Source organism: Arthrobacter sp. SO5 (assembly GCF_020532805.1).
GTDB lineage: Bacteria > Actinomycetota > Actinomycetes > Actinomycetales > Micrococcaceae > Arthrobacter.
The window spans coordinates 1-18,374 of sequence record NZ_MQTQ01000054.1 but is presented as its reverse complement, the minus strand read 5'-3'; the positions used below and the strand labels follow the sequence as shown (position 1 = coordinate 18,374).

The 18,374-nt window shown below is 65.1% G+C and carries 20 protein-coding genes; 12 read left to right on the top strand and 8 right to left on the bottom strand.

What is annotated here, in order from left to right; translation table 11 throughout:
- The first annotated feature begins 24 nt into the window (after positions 1–24).
- From secY to map, 3 genes are all read left to right on the top strand, one after another.
- A complete protein-coding gene (gene secY, locus BJG92_RS09930) occupies positions 25–1,335 on the top strand; it encodes a preprotein translocase subunit SecY (RefSeq protein ID WP_232083867.1) in 1,311 nt (436 codons plus the stop codon).
- Positions 1,336–1,340: 5 nt separating this feature from the next.
- Positions 1,341–1,910 (top strand): adenylate kinase, encoded by a 570-nt coding sequence (locus BJG92_RS09925; RefSeq protein ID WP_232083866.1) that lies wholly within the window; start codon positions 1,341–1,343, stop codon positions 1,908–1,910.
- Positions 1,911–2,017: 107 nt separating this feature from the next.
- Complete coding sequence (map, locus tag BJG92_RS09920; protein WP_232083865.1) at positions 2,018–2,845, top strand: type I methionyl aminopeptidase; 828 nt, start codon at positions 2,018–2,020, stop codon at positions 2,843–2,845.
- 103 nt (positions 2,846–2,948) lie between these two features.
- Here map and BJG92_RS09915 read toward each other — a convergent pair whose 3' ends face one another.
- The 3 genes from BJG92_RS09915 to BJG92_RS09905 all read right to left on the bottom strand — a co-directional run bounded on the left by BJG92_RS09915 (position 2,949) and on the right by BJG92_RS09905 (position 6,332).
- Positions 2,949–4,295, bottom strand: coding sequence for an ABC transporter substrate-binding protein (locus BJG92_RS09915; protein ID WP_232083864.1), 1,347 nt, complete (start codon positions 4,293–4,295; stop codon positions 2,949–2,951).
- Positions 4,296–4,392: 97 nt separating this feature from the next.
- Entirely contained in the window at positions 4,393–5,253 is an 861-nt protein-coding gene (locus tag BJG92_RS09910; protein WP_232083972.1) for a carbohydrate ABC transporter permease, read from the bottom strand.
- 119 nt (positions 5,254–5,372) lie between these two features.
- Positions 5,373–6,332 (bottom strand): carbohydrate ABC transporter permease, encoded by a 960-nt coding sequence (locus tag BJG92_RS09905; RefSeq protein WP_232083863.1) that lies wholly within the window; start codon positions 6,330–6,332, stop codon positions 5,373–5,375.
- Positions 6,333–6,612: 280 nt separating this feature from the next.
- On the opposite strand from BJG92_RS09905, the gene BJG92_RS09900 reads away from it, so the two are divergent.
- The 8 genes from BJG92_RS09900 to BJG92_RS09865 all read left to right on the top strand — a co-directional run bounded on the left by BJG92_RS09900 (position 6,613) and on the right by BJG92_RS09865 (position 11,860).
- Positions 6,613–7,560: a P1 family peptidase gene (locus tag BJG92_RS09900; RefSeq protein ID WP_232083862.1), complete on the top strand. Its 948-nt coding sequence runs from the start codon at positions 6,613–6,615 to the stop codon at positions 7,558–7,560.
- A gap of 168 nt (positions 7,561–7,728) precedes the next feature.
- Positions 7,729–7,950 carry a translation initiation factor IF-1 gene (gene infA / locus BJG92_RS09895; protein WP_009358723.1) on the top strand — a complete coding sequence of 74 codons (222 nt, stop codon included), beginning with the start codon at positions 7,729–7,731 and terminating at the stop codon, positions 7,948–7,950.
- Positions 7,951–8,018: 68 nt separating this feature from the next.
- Positions 8,019–8,132: a 50S ribosomal protein L36 gene (gene rpmJ / locus BJG92_RS09890; RefSeq protein WP_009358722.1), complete on the top strand. Its 114-nt coding sequence runs from the start codon at positions 8,019–8,021 to the stop codon at positions 8,130–8,132.
- Positions 8,133–8,306: 174 nt separating this feature from the next.
- Complete coding sequence (gene rpsM / locus BJG92_RS09885; RefSeq protein WP_024366110.1) at positions 8,307–8,681, top strand: 30S ribosomal protein S13; 375 nt, start codon at positions 8,307–8,309, stop codon at positions 8,679–8,681.
- 52 nt (positions 8,682–8,733) lie between these two features.
- On the top strand, positions 8,734–9,135 hold the full coding sequence (gene rpsK, locus BJG92_RS09880) for a 30S ribosomal protein S11 (RefSeq protein WP_018773682.1): 402 nt from the start codon (positions 8,734–8,736) through the stop codon (positions 9,133–9,135).
- A gap of 133 nt (positions 9,136–9,268) precedes the next feature.
- Complete coding sequence (locus BJG92_RS09875) at positions 9,269–10,279, top strand: DNA-directed RNA polymerase subunit alpha (RefSeq protein ID WP_024366109.1); 1,011 nt, start codon at positions 9,269–9,271, stop codon at positions 10,277–10,279.
- A 77-nt stretch (positions 10,280–10,356) separates the two neighbouring features.
- On the top strand, positions 10,357–10,938 hold the full coding sequence (gene rplQ / locus BJG92_RS09870) for a 50S ribosomal protein L17 (protein ID WP_232083861.1): 582 nt from the start codon (positions 10,357–10,359) through the stop codon (positions 10,936–10,938).
- A 31-nt stretch (positions 10,939–10,969) separates the two neighbouring features.
- Positions 10,970–11,860, top strand: a complete 891-nt coding sequence (locus tag BJG92_RS09865) for a tRNA pseudouridine(38-40) synthase TruA (RefSeq protein WP_232083860.1) — start codon at positions 10,970–10,972, stop codon at positions 11,858–11,860.
- 20 nt (positions 11,861–11,880) lie between these two features.
- Here BJG92_RS09865 and BJG92_RS09860 read toward each other — a convergent pair whose 3' ends face one another.
- Positions 11,881–13,554 carry a cell wall metabolism sensor histidine kinase WalK gene (locus tag BJG92_RS09860; RefSeq protein WP_232083859.1) on the bottom strand — a complete coding sequence of 558 codons (1,674 nt, stop codon included), beginning with the start codon at positions 13,552–13,554 and terminating at the stop codon, positions 11,881–11,883.
- 210 nt (positions 13,555–13,764) lie between these two features.
- Here BJG92_RS09860 and BJG92_RS09855 point away from each other — a divergent pair, with 210 nt between their 5' ends.
- Positions 13,765–14,535 (top strand): response regulator transcription factor, encoded by a 771-nt coding sequence (locus BJG92_RS09855; RefSeq protein WP_232083858.1) that lies wholly within the window; start codon positions 13,765–13,767, stop codon positions 14,533–14,535.
- Between the two features lie 26 nt (positions 14,536–14,561).
- Here BJG92_RS09855 and BJG92_RS09850 read toward each other — a convergent pair whose 3' ends face one another.
- From BJG92_RS09850 to BJG92_RS09835, 4 genes are all read right to left on the bottom strand, one after another.
- Positions 14,562–15,050: an Hpt domain-containing protein gene (locus BJG92_RS09850; RefSeq protein ID WP_232083857.1), complete on the bottom strand. Its 489-nt coding sequence runs from the start codon at positions 15,048–15,050 to the stop codon at positions 14,562–14,564.
- An 87-nt stretch (positions 15,051–15,137) separates the two neighbouring features.
- Positions 15,138–16,022: a type II secretion system F family protein gene (locus tag BJG92_RS09845; protein ID WP_232083856.1), complete on the bottom strand. Its 885-nt coding sequence runs from the start codon at positions 16,020–16,022 to the stop codon at positions 15,138–15,140.
- A gap of 32 nt (positions 16,023–16,054) precedes the next feature.
- Positions 16,055–16,987 (bottom strand): type II secretion system F family protein, encoded by a 933-nt coding sequence (locus tag BJG92_RS09840; RefSeq protein WP_232083855.1) that lies wholly within the window; start codon positions 16,985–16,987, stop codon positions 16,055–16,057.
- Positions 16,988–17,006: 19 nt separating this feature from the next.
- The coding region (locus BJG92_RS09835; RefSeq protein WP_232083854.1) for a CpaF family protein at positions 17,007–18,374 on the bottom strand (1,368 nt) is incomplete at its 5' end.

Here is an 18,374-nt window from a genome sequence, read left to right as displayed (position 1 = left end):
TTTACTTATTCATCAGGAGGACGCTTGCTTAGCGCATTTGGCCGGGCCTTTCGCACGCCTGATCTGCGGCGCAAGTTGTTGTTCACGCTGGCAATCATCACTATCTTCCGCTTGGGTGCGTTCATCCCCTCGCCTGGTGTGAACTACCAGAATGTCCAGCAATGCTTGCGGAGCGGTCAGACCTCGGGCGGTATCTACCAGCTCGTCAACCTGTTCAGCGGCGGTGCACTGCTGCAGGTCTCGATTTTTGCCCTCGGGATCATGCCGTACATCACGGCGAGCATCATCGTTCAGTTGCTCCGGGTGGTCATTCCCCGGTTCCAGATGCTGTACGAGGAAGGCGCCTCCGGCCAGTCGAAGCTGACGCAGTACACGCGATACCTCACAATCGCGCTGGGTCTGCTCAACGCCACCACCCTGGTGTCCCTGGCGCGGTCAGGCCAGCTGCTGCCGAACTGCCAGCTGCCGATCATCCCGGACACGAGCATCGTCACCACCGTCCTGCTGATCATCACGCTGACGGCCGGCACGGGCCTCATCATGTGGATGGGTGAGCTTGTCACCGAGAAGGGCGTCGGCAACGGCATGTCCCTGCTCATCTTCACCTCCATCGCGGCCGGCTTCCCCGGCTCGCTCGGAGCCATCTGGACCTCCCAGGGTCCGGGCACCTTCTTTATGGTGCTCCTCATCGGCCTGCTGACCGTGGCACTGGTGGTCTTCGTCGAGCAGTCCCAGCGCCGCATCCCGGTGCAGTACGCCAAGCGCATGATCGGCCGACGCACTGTGGGCGGCACCAGCACGTACATCCCGATCAAGGTGAACATGGCCGGCGTCGTGCCCGTTATTTTCGCTTCCTCGATGCTGTACCTGCCAGGCCTGATCTCCCAGTTCAACCAGCCCAAGCCGGGTGAGCCGGTTGCACCGTGGGTTGAGTGGATCAACAACAACCTCACCCGCGGCGACCACCCGATCTACATGGCGCTCTACTTCGCCATGATTGTGTTCTTCACGTACTTCTATGTTGCGATCACTTTCAACCCTGAGGAAGTTTCTGACAACATGAAGAAGTACGGCGGCTTCATTCCGGGTATCCGTGCCGGCAAGCCGACCGCGGATTACCTGCAGTACGTCCTTTCCAGGATCACCCTGCCGGGTGCCATGTACCTGGGTTTCGTGGCGCTGATTCCGCTCGTTGCCCTGGTCCTGATCAATGCCAACCAGAACTTCCCGTTCGGCGGCACCTCGATCCTGATCATGGTGGGCGTCGGTCTGGAGACCGTCAAGCAGATTGACGCGCAGCTACAGCAGCGTCACTACGAAGGGCTTTTGCGATGACGAGAATGTTGATTATCGGACCCCCCGGCTCCGGGAAGGGAACACAGGCAGAGCGTATTTCGGAGCGCCTCGGCGTCGTCGCGATCTCCACCGGCGACATCTTCCGCGCCAACGTCAAGGGTGAAACCCCGCTTGGCATCGAAGCCAAGAAATACATGGATGCCGGTGACTTCGTCCCGGACAGCGTGACGAACAAGATGGTGCGTGAGCGCCTCGGCGAGGACGACGTCGAAAACGGCTTCCTCCTGGACGGTTACCCGCGGACCACGGCCCAGGTTGACTACCTCGAGGACATCCTGGCGGCCGGCGACCAGAAGCTCGACGTCGTCCTGCAGCTCACGGCCGATGACGAGGAACTCGTCACGCGCCTGCTGGGCCGCGCCAAGGAAACGGGACGCACGGATGACAACGAAGCCGTCATCCGCCACCGCCTGGACCTGTACCACGGCCAGACGGAAGCAGTGGTCGCCAAGTATGCCGACCGCGGCGTCCTGACCCGGGTTGACGGCATCGGCGGCATGGACGAGGTCACAGACCGCGTCATGCAGGCCATCAAAGAGGCCCAGTCGGCCTGATCGGCCCAAGACTTGTGAGGCCCCTCCCGGACCACCGGGAGGGGCCTCAGCCATTTGGCCACGCACGTCCCCGGACGCGGCGCGGCCCCACTGAAAGGAAGCTGCAGATGGCCTTCGGCCAGCCCCGCATCGAATACAAGACCAACGCCCACATGCGCGCCATGCAGGAGGCCGGGCTGGTCCTCAGCCGGGCCCTGGACGCCGCCGTGGCCGCCGCGGTCCCCGGCAAGACCACCCGGGACCTCGACGCCGTGTTCGCCGCCGTGCTCAAGGACGCCGGAGCGACGTCCAACTTCCTGGGCTACCACGGCTTCCCGGCAACCATCTGCACCTCGGTCAATGAGGAAGTGGTCCACGGCATCCCCGGTGACCGTGTATTGCAGGACGGGGACATCCTCTCGATCGACGGCGGCGCCATCGTGGACGGCTGGCACTCCGACTCGGCCCGGACCGTGATCGTAGGCACGGCCGACCCCGAGGACCAGCGGCTCTCGGACGTTACCGAGGCGGCGATGTGGCACGGCATCGCGGCCCTCGCCACCGGGAAGTTCGTCGGCGACGTCGGCAACGCCGTGGACGACTACGTCTCCTCCGTGCCCGGTAAGGAACTGGGGATCCTGGAGGACTACGTGGGCCACGGAATCGGCTCCGAGATGCACATGGCCCCGGACGTGCCGAACTACCGCACGGGCCACGGCGGGCCCAAGATCCGGCCGGGGCTGTGCCTGGCGATCGAGCCCATGCTGGTGCGCGGAAGCATCGACACCGCGGTGCTGGCGGATGACTGGACCGTCGTGACGACCGACGGCAAGCGCTCCTGCCAGTGGGAACATTCCGTCGCAGTCCACGAAAAGGGCATCTGGGTGCTCTCGGCGCCCGACGGTGGAGCCGCGAAGCTTGCCCCGCTCGGCGTCGTGCCTGTCCCGATTCCGTAAGAAGGCGACGCCCGAATCCGCCCACGACGCAGAAAATCCCTGGCGACACCGGAATTCCGGAGTCGCCAGGGATTTTTCGTGTCGCCAGGAAATTCGGGTGGCGTCAGCTCTTGAGCTTCGGCTTCACGTCCTTGGTGTAGATCCCTTCCAGCGTGGCCTTGAGCTCGGTCATGGTCGCCTTGACGTCGCCCTGCTGCGTGAGGATCTTAGCGGCGGCCTTGGCCATCTCCTGATCCGCGCCCGGCAGGAACACCCGGGCGTTGTCCTGGACCCGCGTGGCGGCCAGCTGGTCCATGGCCGTCTTGATCTGCGGGGTTGCGGCCAGCACCGCGGTCATGTCTGCCGAGGTGCGGGTCGGCATATAGCCGGTCGCCGCGGAGAATGCCGCCGTGTTTTCCGGTTCCGTCATGAACTTCAGGAACATCGCAGCCGCGAGCTGGACTTCCTTGCTGACGCCACTGGGAATGCCGAGGCCGGCGCCGCCCGTGGGGCAGACGGCGCTTTCATTCTTGGGACCGCCCGGCAGGAACCCGACGCCGACGTTGAACTTCGCGGACTTCAGGACGCCCAGCAGGGAGCCCGTGGACGAGATTGTCGAGGACGTGATGCCTGCTGCGAAGTCGTCGGCGGCCTCCTTCGAGGAAACGCCGGCCCACTTGTCCTTGAAGATGGAGTCCTGCGCCCACTGCAGCGCTGCCACGGACTCGGTGGAGTCGCAGTTGAAGGTCCACCCGTCGGACCAGCTGCCGCTCCAGCCCCACAGGTTGTTCTGCAGCGTCCAGCCCGCGTAGCCGGCCAGCGCAGGATAGATGTAGGCGTACTGCGCGCCGGAGCTTGCCTTGAGCTTGGGCGCCCATTCGCCGAACTCCTGCCACGTCCTGGGGGCCCGGTCCGGCAGCCCTGAGGCCTTGAAATGGTCCTTGTTGTAGTAGAACAGCGGTGTGGAGCGGCCGTAGGGGAGCGCCCACTGCTTGTCCGCGTACTTGTAGTCCGCAACAAGGGACTTCTGGAAGTCGTCCACCTTGATGTCCAACTGCTTGATCAAGCCGTCGAGCGGGATGATGTTGCCGTTGGTGTAGTAACGGAACCACCAGACGTCCGAGAGCACCACGAGGCCCGGGAGGCCGGACTTGGCTGCCTGCGACGTCTGGAACTTCTGCGCGATTTCCTCGTAGTTGGCGCCCGCCGTCACGAGGTTCACCTTGATGTCAGGGAATTTCGCCTGGAACTTCTCGATCATGGCTTTTTCCACGTCCTGGGACTTGCCCGGGTGGTTGGTCCAGAAATCGATCGAGGCTGCGGGCTTGACGCCGCTGAAGTCGATCTCGGCGGCACCCGACGCCGCCGGGCTGCCGGCGGTGGAGGGGCCTCCGCAGGCCGCCAATGCGGCAGCGCCGGCGCCGGCGCCTGCCAGTCCCAGGAAGTGCCTGCGGTCTAGGTTCAATGCCATGGTGGATCCTCTCGAAGATGCTGACGCGGGGGTTGGTGCCTGTGATGCCGGTAGTGCTGTGGTGCCGGTGGTGAAGTGGGGAAATGGGAGGGCGGCCTCACCCGGTGACGCTGCCCTGGGTCAGGCCGGCCACGATGTAGCGCTGCAGGGCCGCGAAGACCAGCAGGATGGGCACGATCACCAGCACGGCGCCGGCCATCAGGATGCCCCAGCCGGAGCCGTTTCCTTCCGAGTTCTGCAGCAGTGTCAGGCCCACCGGAAGGGTCATGGTTTCCGGCCGGTCCGTGATGATGAGCGGCCAGATGTAGTCGTTCCACTCACTGACCACCGTGACCAGGGCAACCGTGGCGATTGACGGCACGGAAACGGGGACCACAATCTGCCAGAGCCTGCGCCAGTGGCCGGCTCCGTCGATCTCGGCGGCTTCCAGGATGGAGGCGGGCAGCGTCATAAAGTGCTGGCGCAGCAGGAACGTTCCAAAGGCGGTGCCGAGCCCGGGAAGAATGATGCCCCACAGGGTGTTCTTGCCCCCCAGGCCGGCGATCAGGATGTAGTTGGGGAGGATGGATACCTGCGGCGGCACCATGAGCGCCACCAGGACCAGCACGAAGATGAGGTTCTTGTGCGGGAAACGGACAAACACCAGGGCGTAGGCAGTCAGGACGGCCAGGAGCACCTTGATGGTTGCCCCCACCGCGGTGACAATCAGGCTGTTCATGAAGAACTTGGTAAAGGGCACCGTCGTCATGGCCGTCTGGTAGTTCTCCAGGTTCAGGCTCTCCGGCAGGACCTTCAGATCCATGGTGATGATCTCGCCGGGCTGCTTGAGGGAGCTCAGGACCATCCACAGCAGCGGCAGGAACACCACCAGCGTGGCAAGGATCAGCGGAATGTAGCCGCCCGCGATCGTCCGGACCAGGTTGGCCCGGGAAAACGGACGGTCGCGCCGCTGCGGGATCCCGGGATCCGCGTCCGGGGCGCCGTGGGCGCCTTGGGCGCCGCCGTCCGGGCCGGATGAACGGCTGGATGACGGGCCGGCGGCGGCGGCGGGGTCGGGGCTGACGGGTGAGAGCAGGCTCACGAGTAGTGCACCTTCCGTTCGACGAACCGCAACTGCAGCACGGTGATGATGAGCAGGATGGCGAAGAGCACCACCGAGATGGACGCCGAGTAGCCGGCCCGGTTAAAGGCGCCGAAGGCTTGCAGATAGGCCTCGTAGATCAGGGTGGACGTCCCGTTGCCGAGCGGCGTCATGATCCGGATGAGGTCGAACGCCTGCAGGGAACTGATCAGCGTGGTGATGAGCAGGAAGAAGGTGGTGGGGGACAGCAGCGGGACGGACATGCTCAGGAACCGACGGAAGCCGTTGGCGCCGTCCAGGGAGGCGGCCTCCATGACGTCCTGCGGGAGCGACTGCAGGCCGGCCAGGTAGACCACCGCGCAGTAGCCGAGGTTCTTCCAGACGTAGACGATGATCACCATGACAAGTGAGAGCTGCGGATCATTGATCCACTGCGGGCTCTGCTGGCCGATGCCGCGCAGCAGCCAGGCGAGCACCCCGTAGCCCGGGTCGAAGATGAACAGCCAGACGAGTCCGACGCCGACGCCGCTGAGTACGTAGGGGGCGAACACCGCCGAGCGGGCAAACGTGGTTCCCCGGACCTTGGAATTCAGCGCGAGGGCAACCAGGAGGCCCAACACCATGGAGCCGCCCACCGTGACGAGAGTGAACACCGCGGTGGTCCCGAGGACCTTGGCGGCGTCGGCGCTCGAGAAGAAGGAGATGTAGTTATCGAAACCCACCACGGTGGCGGAGGCCGAGCCGAGGGTCCAGTCCAGCGTGGAGTAGTAGATGTTGTTGAAGAGCGGCAAGTAGGTGAACACTGCGATCAGGACGAGGTTGGGCAGTGCCAGGGCCAGGAACACGAAGAAATCCCGCCGCTTCCTGCCGGACCAGCCGGCGCGGCGCGGCGCGGCCGGAGCGGTTGCCGCCGGACCGGTCGCGGCAGGCGGCCGCTCGGTTAATTGTCTAGTCATTCGGGTCCCTAACGGATCCGGGCCTGCCGATGGCAGGCGGTTGGATGGGGGATCTCATCCACTTCACCACACGCCGGGTGGGCAGAACCCCGCAAAGATTCCGCTCGGGGATTTGTTGCACCAGGTTTCTGTGCGCGTTAATTCAGTGTTCGCCGAAGAACCTCAGAACGTTTGGTTTCCTGCCGGCTCGGCAGCCCTTGGATGGATACCGCGTCCGGGCCGGCCGTGTATTGATTGCGCTTCCGCGAATTCTGCTGCCGTCCAGGCGCACAATGGAGCCATGGGAGCCATTACCGACGTCGCCGGAATCCGGGTGGGGCATGTGCAAAAGTCCGACGGCGGGTGGCTGAGCGGGGTGACCGTCGTGCTTCCCCCGGCCGGGACCACAGGGTCCGTGGACGTGCGCGGCGGCGGGCCCGGCACGCACGAGACGGATGCGCTGGATCCCACCACAATGACTTCCACCGTGGACGCCGTGGTCCTCACCGGCGGAAGCGCCTATGGCCTGGCAGCCGCCCACGGTGCCCAGCGCTGGTGCGAGGAGAACGGCCGCGGATTCGCCGTTCCCGGCGGCGTCGTGCCGATCGTGCCGGCCGCTGCGATCTTCGACCTGGGCCGGGGCGGTGACTTTGCCGCCCGTCCGGACGCAGCCATGGGCTATGCGGCTACCGCTGACGCCGCGGCCCGGGAAGACGGGCACGACGTCGAGCGCGGCAACGTCGGCGCCGGCACCGGGGCGGCCATCGGCCGGGGGACGTACAAGGGCGGCGTGGGGACGGCCTCCGTCACCTTGGAGGGCGGCGTCGTCGTGGGGGCACTGGCGGTCGTTAATGCGCTGGGACTGCCGTTTGGAGATGATGCGGCCCGGCGCAATCACCCGGCGGGTGACCAGCCGGCGCCGCTGAACACCACGCTCGCGGTCGTCGCCACGAACGCCTTGCTGGACAAGGCCGAGTGCAAGCGGACGGCGTCCGCGGCGCACGCCGGCCTCGCCCGGGCGCTGAACCCGAGCCACACGCTGGCGGACGGCGACACGGTCTTCTGCCTGGCCATCGGAGCGCTCGCCCTGGACCGCAGCAGCGAAGCGGCCCGGCAGGTGAGTCTCATCACCCTGCAGAGTGCGGCGGCCGACGTCGTCCGCCTCGCCATCATGGACGGGATCGCCAACGCCCGGGCTGTCAGCACTCCCGGTGGCGAGATGGCCGCATATGGGGGCATAGTGCGCTAGTGTTGCTGGATTTAACATTCGGCCCGAAATGGCGTAGTGTTGCGTGTTGGTTGTCTGCCCTGTTGTGCCCTTTTGTGGCCGGGAGGCACCGGCCAATCAATCAAAAACGTCCGCGGTCATTTCCGGTGCAAGCCGGCAGGCTGCGGCAAACAACAGTTAGCGGAGGGTATGGCCAAGAAGGACGGGGTCATTGAGATCGAGGGCGTTGTGACTGAGGCGCTGCCTAACGCGATGTTTCGCGTTGAGCTCACCAACAAGCACATCGTTCTGGCACACATCTCTGGAAAGATGCGCCAGCACTACATCAGGATTCTCCCTGAGGACCGGGTAGTGGTGGAGCTGAGCCCGTATGACCTGACACGTGGTCGTATCGTCTACCGCTATAAGTAAACACTGGGCGGCCAAGGCAACAGCCGAAGGCCGTTCCAGCTGACCACTGCAACACGCAAAGGAACGCCATGAAGGTCAAGCCGAGCGTCAAGCAGATCTGCGAAAAGTGCAAAGTGATCCGCCGTAATGGCCGGGTCATGGTGATCTGCGAGAACCCGCGCCACAAGCAGCGCCAGGGCTAATTTCCCCTTCGGGAAATCCTGGGTTGCTAACCCACGCAAGTAAATAAAAGGCAGCACAAGCTGATTTGGGACGTATGAGCCCGTACAGCTAACCCCCGGTCGGAGGCTGGGGCCGCACGCACCGTGCGGGTGTACTGCCTACGACCTCCGGTTTATTCAAGGAGCACTGCCTCTATGGCTCGTCTCGCTGGCGTAGACATTCCCCGCGAAAAGCGGTTGGAAATTGCGCTTACTTACATCTACGGCGTGGGCAAGACCCGTGCACACGAAACCCTGGCTGCCACCGGCATCAGCGCGGACGTTCGGGTCAAGGACCTGTCCGACGCCGAGCTCGTCCAGCTTCGTGACTACATTGAAGGCAACTACAAGGTTGAGGGTGACCTTCGCCGCGAAGTAGCAGCAGATATCCGCCGCAAGGTTGAAATCGGCAGCTACGAAGGTATTCGCCACCGCAAGGGCCTGCCAGTGCGCGGACAGCGTACGAAGACGAACGCACGTACCCGCAAGGGCCCGAAGCGCACCGTCGCAGGCAAGAAGAAGACCAGATAGGTCCTGAGGGACTAACTAGGTCTTCCCCCAATAACTTTCTGTAGGAGAAAAAATGCCCCCGAAGACTCGTGGCGCGGTTCGCAAGCCGCGTAAGAAGGACAAGAAGAATATCGCGCTGGGCCAGGCGCACATCAAGAGCACCTTTAACAACACCATCGTTTCCATCACGGATCCGAACGGTGCTGTCATCTCCTGGGCTTCGTCCGGTGAGGTTGGCTTCAAGGGCTCACGTAAGTCCACCCCGTTCGCTGCCCAGATGGCCGCCGAAGCCGCCGCAAAGCGTGCACAGGAGCACGGTATGCGCAAGGTTGACGTGTTCGTCAAGGGACCGGGTTCCGGACGCGAAACGGCTATCCGTTCACTGCAGGCCGCTGGCCTCGAGGTTGGATCCATCCAGGATGTAACCCCCAGCGCCCACAACGGCTGCCGTCCGCCGAAGCGCCGCCGCGTCTAAGGCTTTCCAGCGCACCGGAGCTTGCCCGTACCCTCACCGGTCCGGGCAAGCCCGGCCGCGTTAAGTCTTCAGACCGATCTTTCCACCACCTGTGTTGCGTCATATAGCGGATGCTCGCCGAAAGGAAACCTAAGTGCTCATTGCACAGCGCCCCACCCTCTCCGAAGAGGTCGTCTCCGATAACCGCTCCCGTTTCATCATTGAACCGCTGGAGCCCGGTTTCGGTTACACCCTCGGAAACTCCCTCCGCCGTACCCTGCTTTCCTCCATCCCCGGTGCCTCTGTCACGAGCATCCGGATCGATGGCGTGCTGCACGAGTTCACCACGGTTCCCGGTGTCAAGGAAGATGTCACTGAGATCATCCTGAACATCAAGAACCTGTCGGTTTCCTCCGAGCACGACGAGCCGGTTGTTGCTTACCTGCGCAAGCAGGGCCCGGGAGTCGTCACCGCCGCGGACATCGCTCCGCCGGCCGGCGTCGAATTCCACAACCCGGATCTGCACATTGCCACGCTGAACTCGAAGGGCAAGTTCGAACTCGAACTGACCATCGAGCGCGGCCGCGGCTACGTTTCGGCAGCTCAGAACAAGTCCGGCGACTCCGAGATCGGCCGCATTCCGGTCGACTCGATCTACTCGCCGGTCCTGAAGGTTACTTTCCGCGTGGAAGCTACCCGTGTTGAGCAGCGCACCGACTTCGACAAGCTCATTGTCGACGTCGAGACCAAGCAGGCGATCGCCCCGCGCGATGCCGTGGCTTCCGCAGGTACCACCCTGGTGGAACTGTTCGGTCTGGCCCGCGAGCTGAACACCGCAGCTGAAGGTATCGAGATTGGCCCGTCGCCGACGGATGCTGCTCTGGCAGCAGACATGGCCCTGCCGATCGAGGATCTGGACCTCACCGTCCGTTCCTACAACTGCCTCAAGCGTGAGGGCATCCACACCGTGGGTGAACTCGTGGCCCGCTCCGAGGCCGACCTCATGGACATCCGTAACTTCGGTGCGAAGTCCATCGATGAGGTCAAGGCAAAGCTGGTTGAACTGGGCCTGTCCCTCAAGGACTCGCCTCCCGGTTTTGACCTCGCAGCACGCGCCGCAGCAATTGAAGAGGACGACGCCGCGTTCAGCGACGACGAGCTCTAACAAACAGATCTTGGCTGGCGGGCTGGATGCACCATAGTGTGCGCAGCCCGCTGGCTTCCAAATGAGGAGAAACTATTATGCCTACCCCCGCAAAGGGTCCGCGCCTCGGAGGCGGAGCGGCTCACGAGCGTCTTATGCTCGCGAACCTGTCCGCCGCCCTGTTCGAGCACAAGCGGATCACCACCACGGTGACCAAGGCCAAGCGACTGAAGCCGTACGCCGAGCGCCTGGTGACTTTCGCCAAGCGTGGCGACCTGGCTTCCCGCCGCCGTGTACTCGGCTTGATCAGCGACAAGGGCATCGTCCACGAGCTGTTCACCGACATTGCACAGGCAGTGGAGAACCGCAACGGCGGCTACACCCGCATCACCAAGATCGGCAACCGCAAGGGCGACAACGCTCCCATGGCTGTCATCGAACTGGTGCTTGAGCCGGTTTCCGCCAAGCAGGCCGTGGTAGCCGAGGCTACGTCCGCCGCCCAGCGTGACGCTGAGAAGAAGGATGCCGAGAAGGAAGAAGCCGCTCCGGTCGCCGAGACCGAAGTTGCCGAGACCGAAGAGGCTCCTGAGGCTGAGGTCGTCGAGACCGAAGCAGCAGCCACCGAAGAGGCCCCGGCCGCTGAGGAAGCCCCCGTCGAGTCTAAGAAGGACGCGAAGTAATTCGCTGATTTCTTCGCCTAGACTTAAGTCTATGAACGAGCAAGAACCCGCTGCCCCCGTGAGAAGGGACGGCGGGTTTTTGCGTATCCGGCTGGATCTGGCGTACGACGGCGGACCCTTCAGCGGCTGGGCCGTGCAGCCCGGATGCCGTACCGTCCAGGGCACGCTCGAGGACGCCGTGGCGATGCTGATCCGCCGCCCGATCCGCGTCACTGTCGCCGGCCGCACCGATGCCGGCGTGCACGCCCGCGGCCAGGTGGTGCACCTGGACCTCAGCGAGACCGAGTGGCTGGGCCTGAACCGGGGTGCGGAGCTGGATCCCGCGGTTGCCCTGCTGCGCCGGCTCCGCGGCGCCCTGAGCCGGGTCCTCGGCGATCTCAGAGGGGCCATCGAGGTCCACAAAGTTTCCATCGCTGATGCTGGCTTTGACGCGCGTTTTTCCGCGCTCTGGCGACGCTACAGCTACCGGATCGCCGACGGCCCCGAGCTCTGGGACCCGCTGGGCCGCTCCGCCACCCTCTGGCATGGGGAACCGCTCGACGTCGGCCTGCTGAACGAAGGCGCCTCGCAGCTGCTCGGGTTGCAGGATTTCCGGTCCTATTGCAAGCCCCGCGAAGGTGCCACCACCATCCGGGAACTGCAGCGCTTCGAGTTTGCCCGCGGTTCGGACGGAGTGATCGTTGCCACCGTCCAGGCCGATGCTTTCTGCCACAACATGGTCCGCTCCCTCGTCGGCTCGGCGCTGTTCGTGGGCGAGGGCGTGGAAGCCCCGGGCTGGCTCCTGGAGCGGCTCCTCGCCCGCCAGCGGGATGCGAAGTCCGTGCTGGCTGCACCGCATCCGCTGGTGCTGGAGGAAGTCACGTACCCCTCGGCCAGCGGACTGCTGGCCAGAGCTGAACTCACTCGGTCGAGGCGCCGGTAGAAGCTCGTGAGGTGCCGCTACTAGGCCGTCTGCGGTGTACTTCCAGCAGGGAGTGCCACTGTGAACGTACTGCCGTGCCCGGGCCTGCTGGTGCAGGTGATCTTTCCGCCATGTCCTTCGACGATGTCCTGGGTGATCGAAAGTCCCAGCCCCGCACCCGGGATGGAATTCGCCCGTGCGGCCGGGCTTCGGAAGAAGCGGGTGAAGACCTGGGCGGCGTCGGCAGCGGTCATCCCCATGCCCGTGTCCTCCACGTGGAGGCGTACCCAGCCCTCCCCGGTACTGGCGTAGATCCGGACAGTTCCACCGCCCGGGGAATACTTGATCGCGTTGGAGACGAGGTTGTCCAGTACCTGGCCGATCCGCAGGGGGTCCGCCTCGGCCCACAGTGGGGCGGACACATCGGCTGACAGCAGGACCCCCATGGAGCGGGCATGCGCTTGGGCCGAGCTGAGGGCGGCCTCCACCAGCGCGGCCAGGTCAGTGCGGCAGGGGCGCACCGACACGGCCCGGGGACCAGGCTTCAACAGCTCCGAGACCAGGGCCAGCAGCCGTTCGGCGTTCCGCTGGGCGATCTCTATGCGGCGCACCGCCGGAGCGGGAAGATCATCGACGTCGCCGAGGACGAGGTCCAGGTTCCCGATTATTGATGTCAGTGGAGTACGCAGCTCGTGCGAAAAGTTCGACACAACCTCCTTCTCGGCGGCCAGCGACTCGATATGCACCGTCACCTCGTGGAACTGCACGACGGACCCGCCGGAGCCGGCGCCGTCGTCCGTCAACGGGCGGGCCCCGGCGGACGCCACCCTAACGGCGGGCTCGCCGCCGTAACACACGAGGTAGTCCGCAAAGGTCTCGCCGGCAGCCGCACGCTGGAGGGGCCGACGGCCCGGGGGGAGCGGCGCCGTGTGTCCGTGGCCGGTCAGGATCAGCTCCGCTTCCCGCACGGACGGCGGAGAGCCGGCCGGTGCAGCAGAGGCCTCCAACTGGGACTGCCAGCTGTTGGTGAGAATGCGTCGGCCGTCGGCATCCAAGGCGACGATCCCGACGTCCACCGTGTCAAGGATCTGGCCCAGCAGGGCCTCGCGTCCCCTGCTGTGGGTCAGCAGCAACTGCAGCTCAGTTTCCCTGTCCTCGCTGCGGCGCTTCTGGTGCGTGAAGCGCGACCTCACCAGCAGCACGGTGAGGGACACCCCCACCATCAGCAAAGGCACCAGAACGTCCAGGGCGATCCGGTCCGGGCTTGGGGCAAAGCCGGCCTCGAATACCCACGGCAACCCGGTCAGCAGGGCGGCAACGACGCTCAGGGCGAGGCTCGACCGGGCCGGGAGCCGTGAGCCGGAGATCCAGAGGACCGGGAACAGGGCGAGGAGGCCCAGGTCCGGGAGACCTTCGACGCCGCCGCTGCGGATGAGGCCTACCGCCACGACGTCCAGCAACGGGATGACGAGCGGGAGATGCGGCCCGAGCCGGTCCCAGGGCACGAGGACGCAGGCGAGGAGCAGCACGGCATGGAGGCCGAAGGCTGCCCTGCACGGCCCGCCGTCGAGGAGGCCGGGCCAGCCTGCGGGCGCTGCGAGCACGACGGCGGCCAAGACCGCAGCCATCGGCAGCTGGCACAGCGTTACGTGCACGCGCGGCGGCAGGGCCTTGAAGTAACCGTCCGCGTTCCGGACGATTTGCCGTTCACTCACAGATGCCGCACCCTTTCCTCGCTGCTCCAGTTTTACACCTGCTGTCACACTAACTTGACCCATAGCTCAGTAATTCGGCTGCTGTTTCTGTGCCGGAACCGTTTTTGCCCCGTGGCGTGGGTATTCTGGCACTACTGAGCGGTACGACGGGCAGCTGTACCGACGCGTCCGCGCCGGGTAGTGGGAGCAGCAACAGAAGTGAGGGGGGCCATGACTGACCTTGGAGTCGCCGTCGTTGTAGAAGACGACGAGGACGTACGTAACCTTGTCGAAGCGGTGCTGAGCCAGGCCGGGTTTGAAGTCCACTCCGCATCCGGCGGCAAAGAAGGGGTCGACGTCGTGCGGCTCCGGGAGGCCAGCGTTGTCACCCTGGACGTGGGCCTTCCGGACATCGACGGCTTCGAGGTCCTGCGCCGGATCCGGCAGTTCAGTGACGCCTACGTGGTGATGCTGACGGCCCGGACCGATGAGCTGGACACGCTCACCGCCCTCCATACCGGGGCCGATGATTTCATGACCAAGCCGTTCCGGCCGCGCGAACTGCGCGCGCGCGTGGCGGCGATGATGCGCCGTCCCCGGCAGGATCCGCTCAGCGGAATGGCGGCCGTCCCCAGGACGCCGGCATCGGCGGACCCTGCGCCGGCCGCCGATTCGGTTCTCCGCCACAACGGTCTGGTGCTGAATCCGGAGACCCGCTCCCTCACGGTCGACGGCGAGCCCGTCACCCTGACGCGGAGCGAGTTCGATCTCCTCCTGGCCCTGCTCAAGGGGGCCGGCGCCGTGAGGTCCAAAACCGATCTGGTCCGGGTGGTTCGGGGGGAGTACTACAGGGCGGACGCCTACATCAGCGAGTCTGATGAGCGGGCCGTGGAGGTCCACATCGGCAACCTCCGGCGGAAACTCTGCGAAAACCCGCTGCAGCCGCGCTGGCTGCAGACAGTACGCGGGGTGGGCTACCGGCTGGCACCGGAGCGAACGTAGCCCCCGCTTCAGACGGGCCGAGAGGCCTAGCTGTCCCAGAGGACGTAGCTGAACGCCAGCTCGTCCACCGTTTCGCTGCCTCGTTCTTCCACGGCGCCCAGGAGTGACTGCGCCCGGTCCATGTTCCCATCACGGACCGCTGCCTCAAGCTCCCCGGCAAGCTGCGCCAAACGGGCGCCGCCCACCATCGCCGAGGACGTCTTCAGGCTCAGCACGGCGTCGAGGGCGGCTGCGTGGTCGCCTCCGACGACGGCGGAAGAGAGCGAGCCGTAGCGTTGGTCCCACATCTTCGCGTAGTCCCGGGCGAAGCCCTTGGCCACGGCCGGGCTCTCCAGCTGGACGCCGAGGTCCTGGAGCGCCGCAGGATCGACGAGTGGTGGAGGGGCAGGCGCCACGGGATCGCATGCCTCGGGATCGCCTGCCTCGGGGATATTCAGGCCGGCTCCGCCGGGGGAAGCCTCGCCCGAGAGGGCAGTATTCGCGTCGCCGTCGTCCGGGCCACCTATAAAGGACATGTGCCCACGCTACTGCCTCAGCCGGGACAGGCTCCGCGTTCCGGGGATTCCTGCGGAAACCTTTCGGCTTTCCGCAGGAAGGTCCCCCTACATGCCGCTGAAGGTCGCGATGGCCTTAATGGCGGCGGGGCCTAACAACGCGATAAAGAGCACAGGCAGGATGCACAGCATGAGCGGGAAAAGAACCTTGACGGGAATCTTCATGGCTTGCTCCTCCGCCCGCTGCCTGCGCTTCCGCCGCATTTCGCTGGCCTGCGTCCGTAGCACGGCGGAAATGGAAATCCCGTACCGGTCCGCCTGCAGGATGGCGTTGACGAAACGACGCAGATCCGGCGCCCCGGTCCGGTCGGCGAGGGCAAGGTAGGCTTCGCGGCGGGACATACCGATCTGCATATCCTGAAGTGTACGGACGAGTTCGGCGGCGAGCGGCCCTTTTCCGTTTTGGCCGGTCCGTGACATGGCGGCGTCGAAGCCCAGGCCGGCTTCCACAGCTATTGTCATCTGATCCAGCGTGTCAGGCAGTTCAAGTCCGATGGCCGTCTGGCGTTCCAGCCCCCTGCTGTAAATCAGGAGATCAGGCAGGAAGTAGCCGACGACGGTCACGGCGATCGAGAGCCACAGAGTTTTTGCGCTGGGATCACCTCTGATCAGCAGCAGCCCCACGACGACGGCAAGGAAGGCGGCGGCGAATTTGGCGGCCATAAGCCGCCTGAGCGGCCACGCGGGCGGCCGGCCCGCCAGAGCGAGCTGCCGGTCAAGGTTTGCCACCAGGCGCCGGGGCGTGAACCGCCCGGCGAAAGAGTCCAGCACCGAACTCCTCTCCTTGACCGGCTTCTTGGCGTGCATGAGCCCGCGGGACAGGTTTTCTTCGATGGAATCCTTCCCGGGAACACGGGTGCCGATGACGGCCCACGACCCCAGGGCAATAGCCACGACGATCAATCCGATGGCTGCAACAACTGTTGCCGACATAACGACTTCCTCTTCTCAAGCTCAAGCTCGAGCTAGAACTTGAACTGTACGACTTTGCGCAGCCAGAGGCCGCCTAGGCTGAAGAGGACAGCAGCGGCGCCGACCATTGCGAGGCCCAGAGGGGTGGTCACCATCGGATCCATGTACCCCGGACTGAGGACCATCAGGGCCCCCGTGATCCCGACCGGCAGCAGCATGAGGACCAGCGCCGAGATCTTCCCTTCGGCGCTGAGAGCCTTCACCTGGCCGCGGATCTGGCTCCGCTCCCGGATGGTCTGGCCCACCTGGTCCAGGACGTCCGCCAAATTGCCGCCGACCTCCCGATGGATGGCGATGGCCTGGGCCACCCAGGAGAAATCTTCCGAGCGCATGCGAAGGGCGGCATCGTCCAGTGCCTCGCCCAAGTCCCGGCCGAGCCTCGTTTCGTTGATGATCCGCGCAAATTCCGCGGTGGTGGGGGCCCCGGCTTCCCCGGCCACCGCATCGATGGCGCGCAACAGGCTGTGCCCGGCACGCAGGCCTCCGGCGAGCAGCTGCAGCGTCTCGTCGAGCTGTTCGGCGAATTTCGCACGTCGGCGCGAGGCCAGAAAGCGCAGCAGGAAGCGAGCCGCAAACGGCGAGAGCAGCAGGAGGATCAGCGCCGGAATCGGACCCAGCGCGGCCAGCGCCGCCGCGCCGCACGTGGCCGCACCCGCCAGGGCCAGCACTACGAATTCCGGCGCCCTCAGGCTGAGGCCAGCCTGTTCCAGTGCTGCCCCCAGCGCTGCGGTGTAGTTACGTCGCTTCAACAGCGTTTCGACGGCGGCCGTGGCCCGCCCTGCCACTCCGCCGGCCAACGTGCTTTTACCGCGGTCAGCGGCGGTCCGCCCGTTGAGCAGGGAAGGGGGCCTGCGCGGCGCGACGATGAATAGGACAGCCACGCCCAGTGCGGCGTAGCTCAACAGAAATCCCAGGATCATTTCCATGGGTTCGCCTTCGCCTTCGTCATCGGGCGCGGACAGCCGAGGGAGCAGGATTGAAGACCCCGGGGGAGAGCTCGATGCCGAGTTCCGTGAACCGGTCCGTAAACCGAGGGCGGACCCCGGTGGGCATCGGCTTGCCGAGGAAACGGCCGTTTACATCCAGTCCCGCGCTGTAATCGAAGATAAACGCGTCCTGAAGAGTGACAATCTCGCCTTCCATGCCCTGAACCTCGGTGACATGAGTGACGCGGCGGGTGCCGTCACGGAGCCGGGTGAGTTGGACGATCACGTCCACGGCGGAGGCGATTTGTTCCCGGACAGCACGCAGGGGGAGGTCCATACCGGCCATCAGGACGAGGGTTTCGAGCCGGGCGATGGCGTCCCGGGGGGAGTTTGAGTGGACGGTGGACAATGAACCGTCGTGCCCGGTGTTCATTGCCTGCAGCATGTCCAGGGTCTCGCCGCCCCGCACTTCACCCACCACAATCCGGTCTGGCCGCATACGGAGCGAATTGCGGACCAGGTCGCGGATGGTGATTTCGCCTTTGCCTTCAATGTTGCTGGGCCTGCTCTCCAGCCTCACCACGTGGTCCTGCTGCAGCTGGAGCTCGACGGCGTCCTCAATGGTGACGATGCGTTCGCCCTCGGGGATGAAGCTGGACAGGACGTTGAGCAGTGTGGTTTTGCCCGTCCCGGTGCCGCCCGAAACGATGATGTTCAGGCGGGCTTTGACGCAGGCGTCGAGGAGTTCGGCCATTTCCGGAGAGAGCGTGCCGAAGCCGATGAGGTCGTGGACCTGGAAGGGGTCGGTGGCGAACTTCCGGATTGTCAGTGACGATCCGTTGACGGCCAACGGCGGCACAACGGCGTTGACCCTGGATCCGTCGGACAGCCGGGCATCCACCAAGGGCGAGGATTCGTCGATGCGCCGTCCCACCCGCGCAACGATGCGTTCGATGACCTTGCGGAGGTGCGCCTCGGAGGCGAAACGGACCCGGCTGCGGGTCAGCTTCCCGTTTTGTTCGACGTAGATCATGTCCGGGCCGTTGACCATGATCTCAGTGATGCTCTCGTCGTCGAGCAGGCGCTGCAGGGGCCCGTAGCCCAGGACGTCATCGCTCACGCCCTTGATCAGGCGCTGCCGTTCATCCTTCGTCAGCGGCACTTCCTCGGCCTCGACCACCTCGATGAGCTCCTGCTGCACCAGCGCATGCAACTGGTCCTCGGTCAGGGACGTATCGATCAGCCGGGTGCCCAGCCGTTCGAACAGAATGGAACCGGCCCGGTCTTTCAACTTCGCCAGGGCATCCCGGGCCGGCGGAGCCTCCGCCGGCGTCGGTTTCCGGGGACTTCCGGCGGCATACGGAGGAGTCGGCTGGGGGGTACCGGG

Excerpts from the sequence above, each read along its gene's own strand:
- rpmJ (WP_009358722.1), top strand. The coding sequence starts at position 8,019 with ATGAAGGTCAAGCCGAGCGTCAAGCAGATCTGCGAAAAGTGCAAAGTG.
- BJG92_RS09840 (WP_232083855.1), bottom strand. The coding sequence starts at position 16,987 with ATGGAAATGATCCTGGGATTTCTGTTGAGCTACGCCGCACTGGGCGTG.
- BJG92_RS09850 (WP_232083857.1), bottom strand. The coding sequence starts at position 15,050 with ATGTCCTTTATAGGTGGCCCGGACGACGGCGACGCGAATACTGCCCTC.
- rpsM (WP_024366110.1), top strand. The coding sequence starts at position 8,307 with ATGGCTCGTCTCGCTGGCGTAGACATTCCCCGCGAAAAGCGGTTGGAA.
- infA (WP_009358723.1), top strand. The coding sequence starts at position 7,729 with ATGGCCAAGAAGGACGGGGTCATTGAGATCGAGGGCGTTGTGACTGAG.
- BJG92_RS09900 (WP_232083862.1), top strand. The coding sequence starts at position 6,613 with ATGGGAGCCATTACCGACGTCGCCGGAATCCGGGTGGGGCATGTGCAA.
- BJG92_RS09905 (WP_232083863.1), bottom strand. The coding sequence starts at position 6,332 with ATGACTAGACAATTAACCGAGCGGCCGCCTGCCGCGACCGGTCCGGCG.
- BJG92_RS09845 (WP_232083856.1), bottom strand. The coding sequence starts at position 16,022 with ATGTCGGCAACAGTTGTTGCAGCCATCGGATTGATCGTCGTGGCTATT.
- map (WP_232083865.1), top strand. The coding sequence starts at position 2,018 with ATGGCCTTCGGCCAGCCCCGCATCGAATACAAGACCAACGCCCACATG.
- BJG92_RS09855 (WP_232083858.1), top strand. The coding sequence starts at position 13,765 with ATGACTGACCTTGGAGTCGCCGTCGTTGTAGAAGACGACGAGGACGTA.
- BJG92_RS09925 (WP_232083866.1), top strand. The coding sequence starts at position 1,341 with ATGTTGATTATCGGACCCCCCGGCTCCGGGAAGGGAACACAGGCAGAG.
- BJG92_RS09865 (WP_232083860.1), top strand. The coding sequence starts at position 10,970 with ATGAACGAGCAAGAACCCGCTGCCCCCGTGAGAAGGGACGGCGGGTTT.
- BJG92_RS09915 (WP_232083864.1), bottom strand. The coding sequence starts at position 4,295 with ATGGCATTGAACCTAGACCGCAGGCACTTCCTGGGACTGGCAGGCGCC.
- rplQ (WP_232083861.1), top strand. The coding sequence starts at position 10,357 with ATGCCTACCCCCGCAAAGGGTCCGCGCCTCGGAGGCGGAGCGGCTCAC.
- rpsK (WP_018773682.1), top strand. The coding sequence starts at position 8,734 with ATGCCCCCGAAGACTCGTGGCGCGGTTCGCAAGCCGCGTAAGAAGGAC.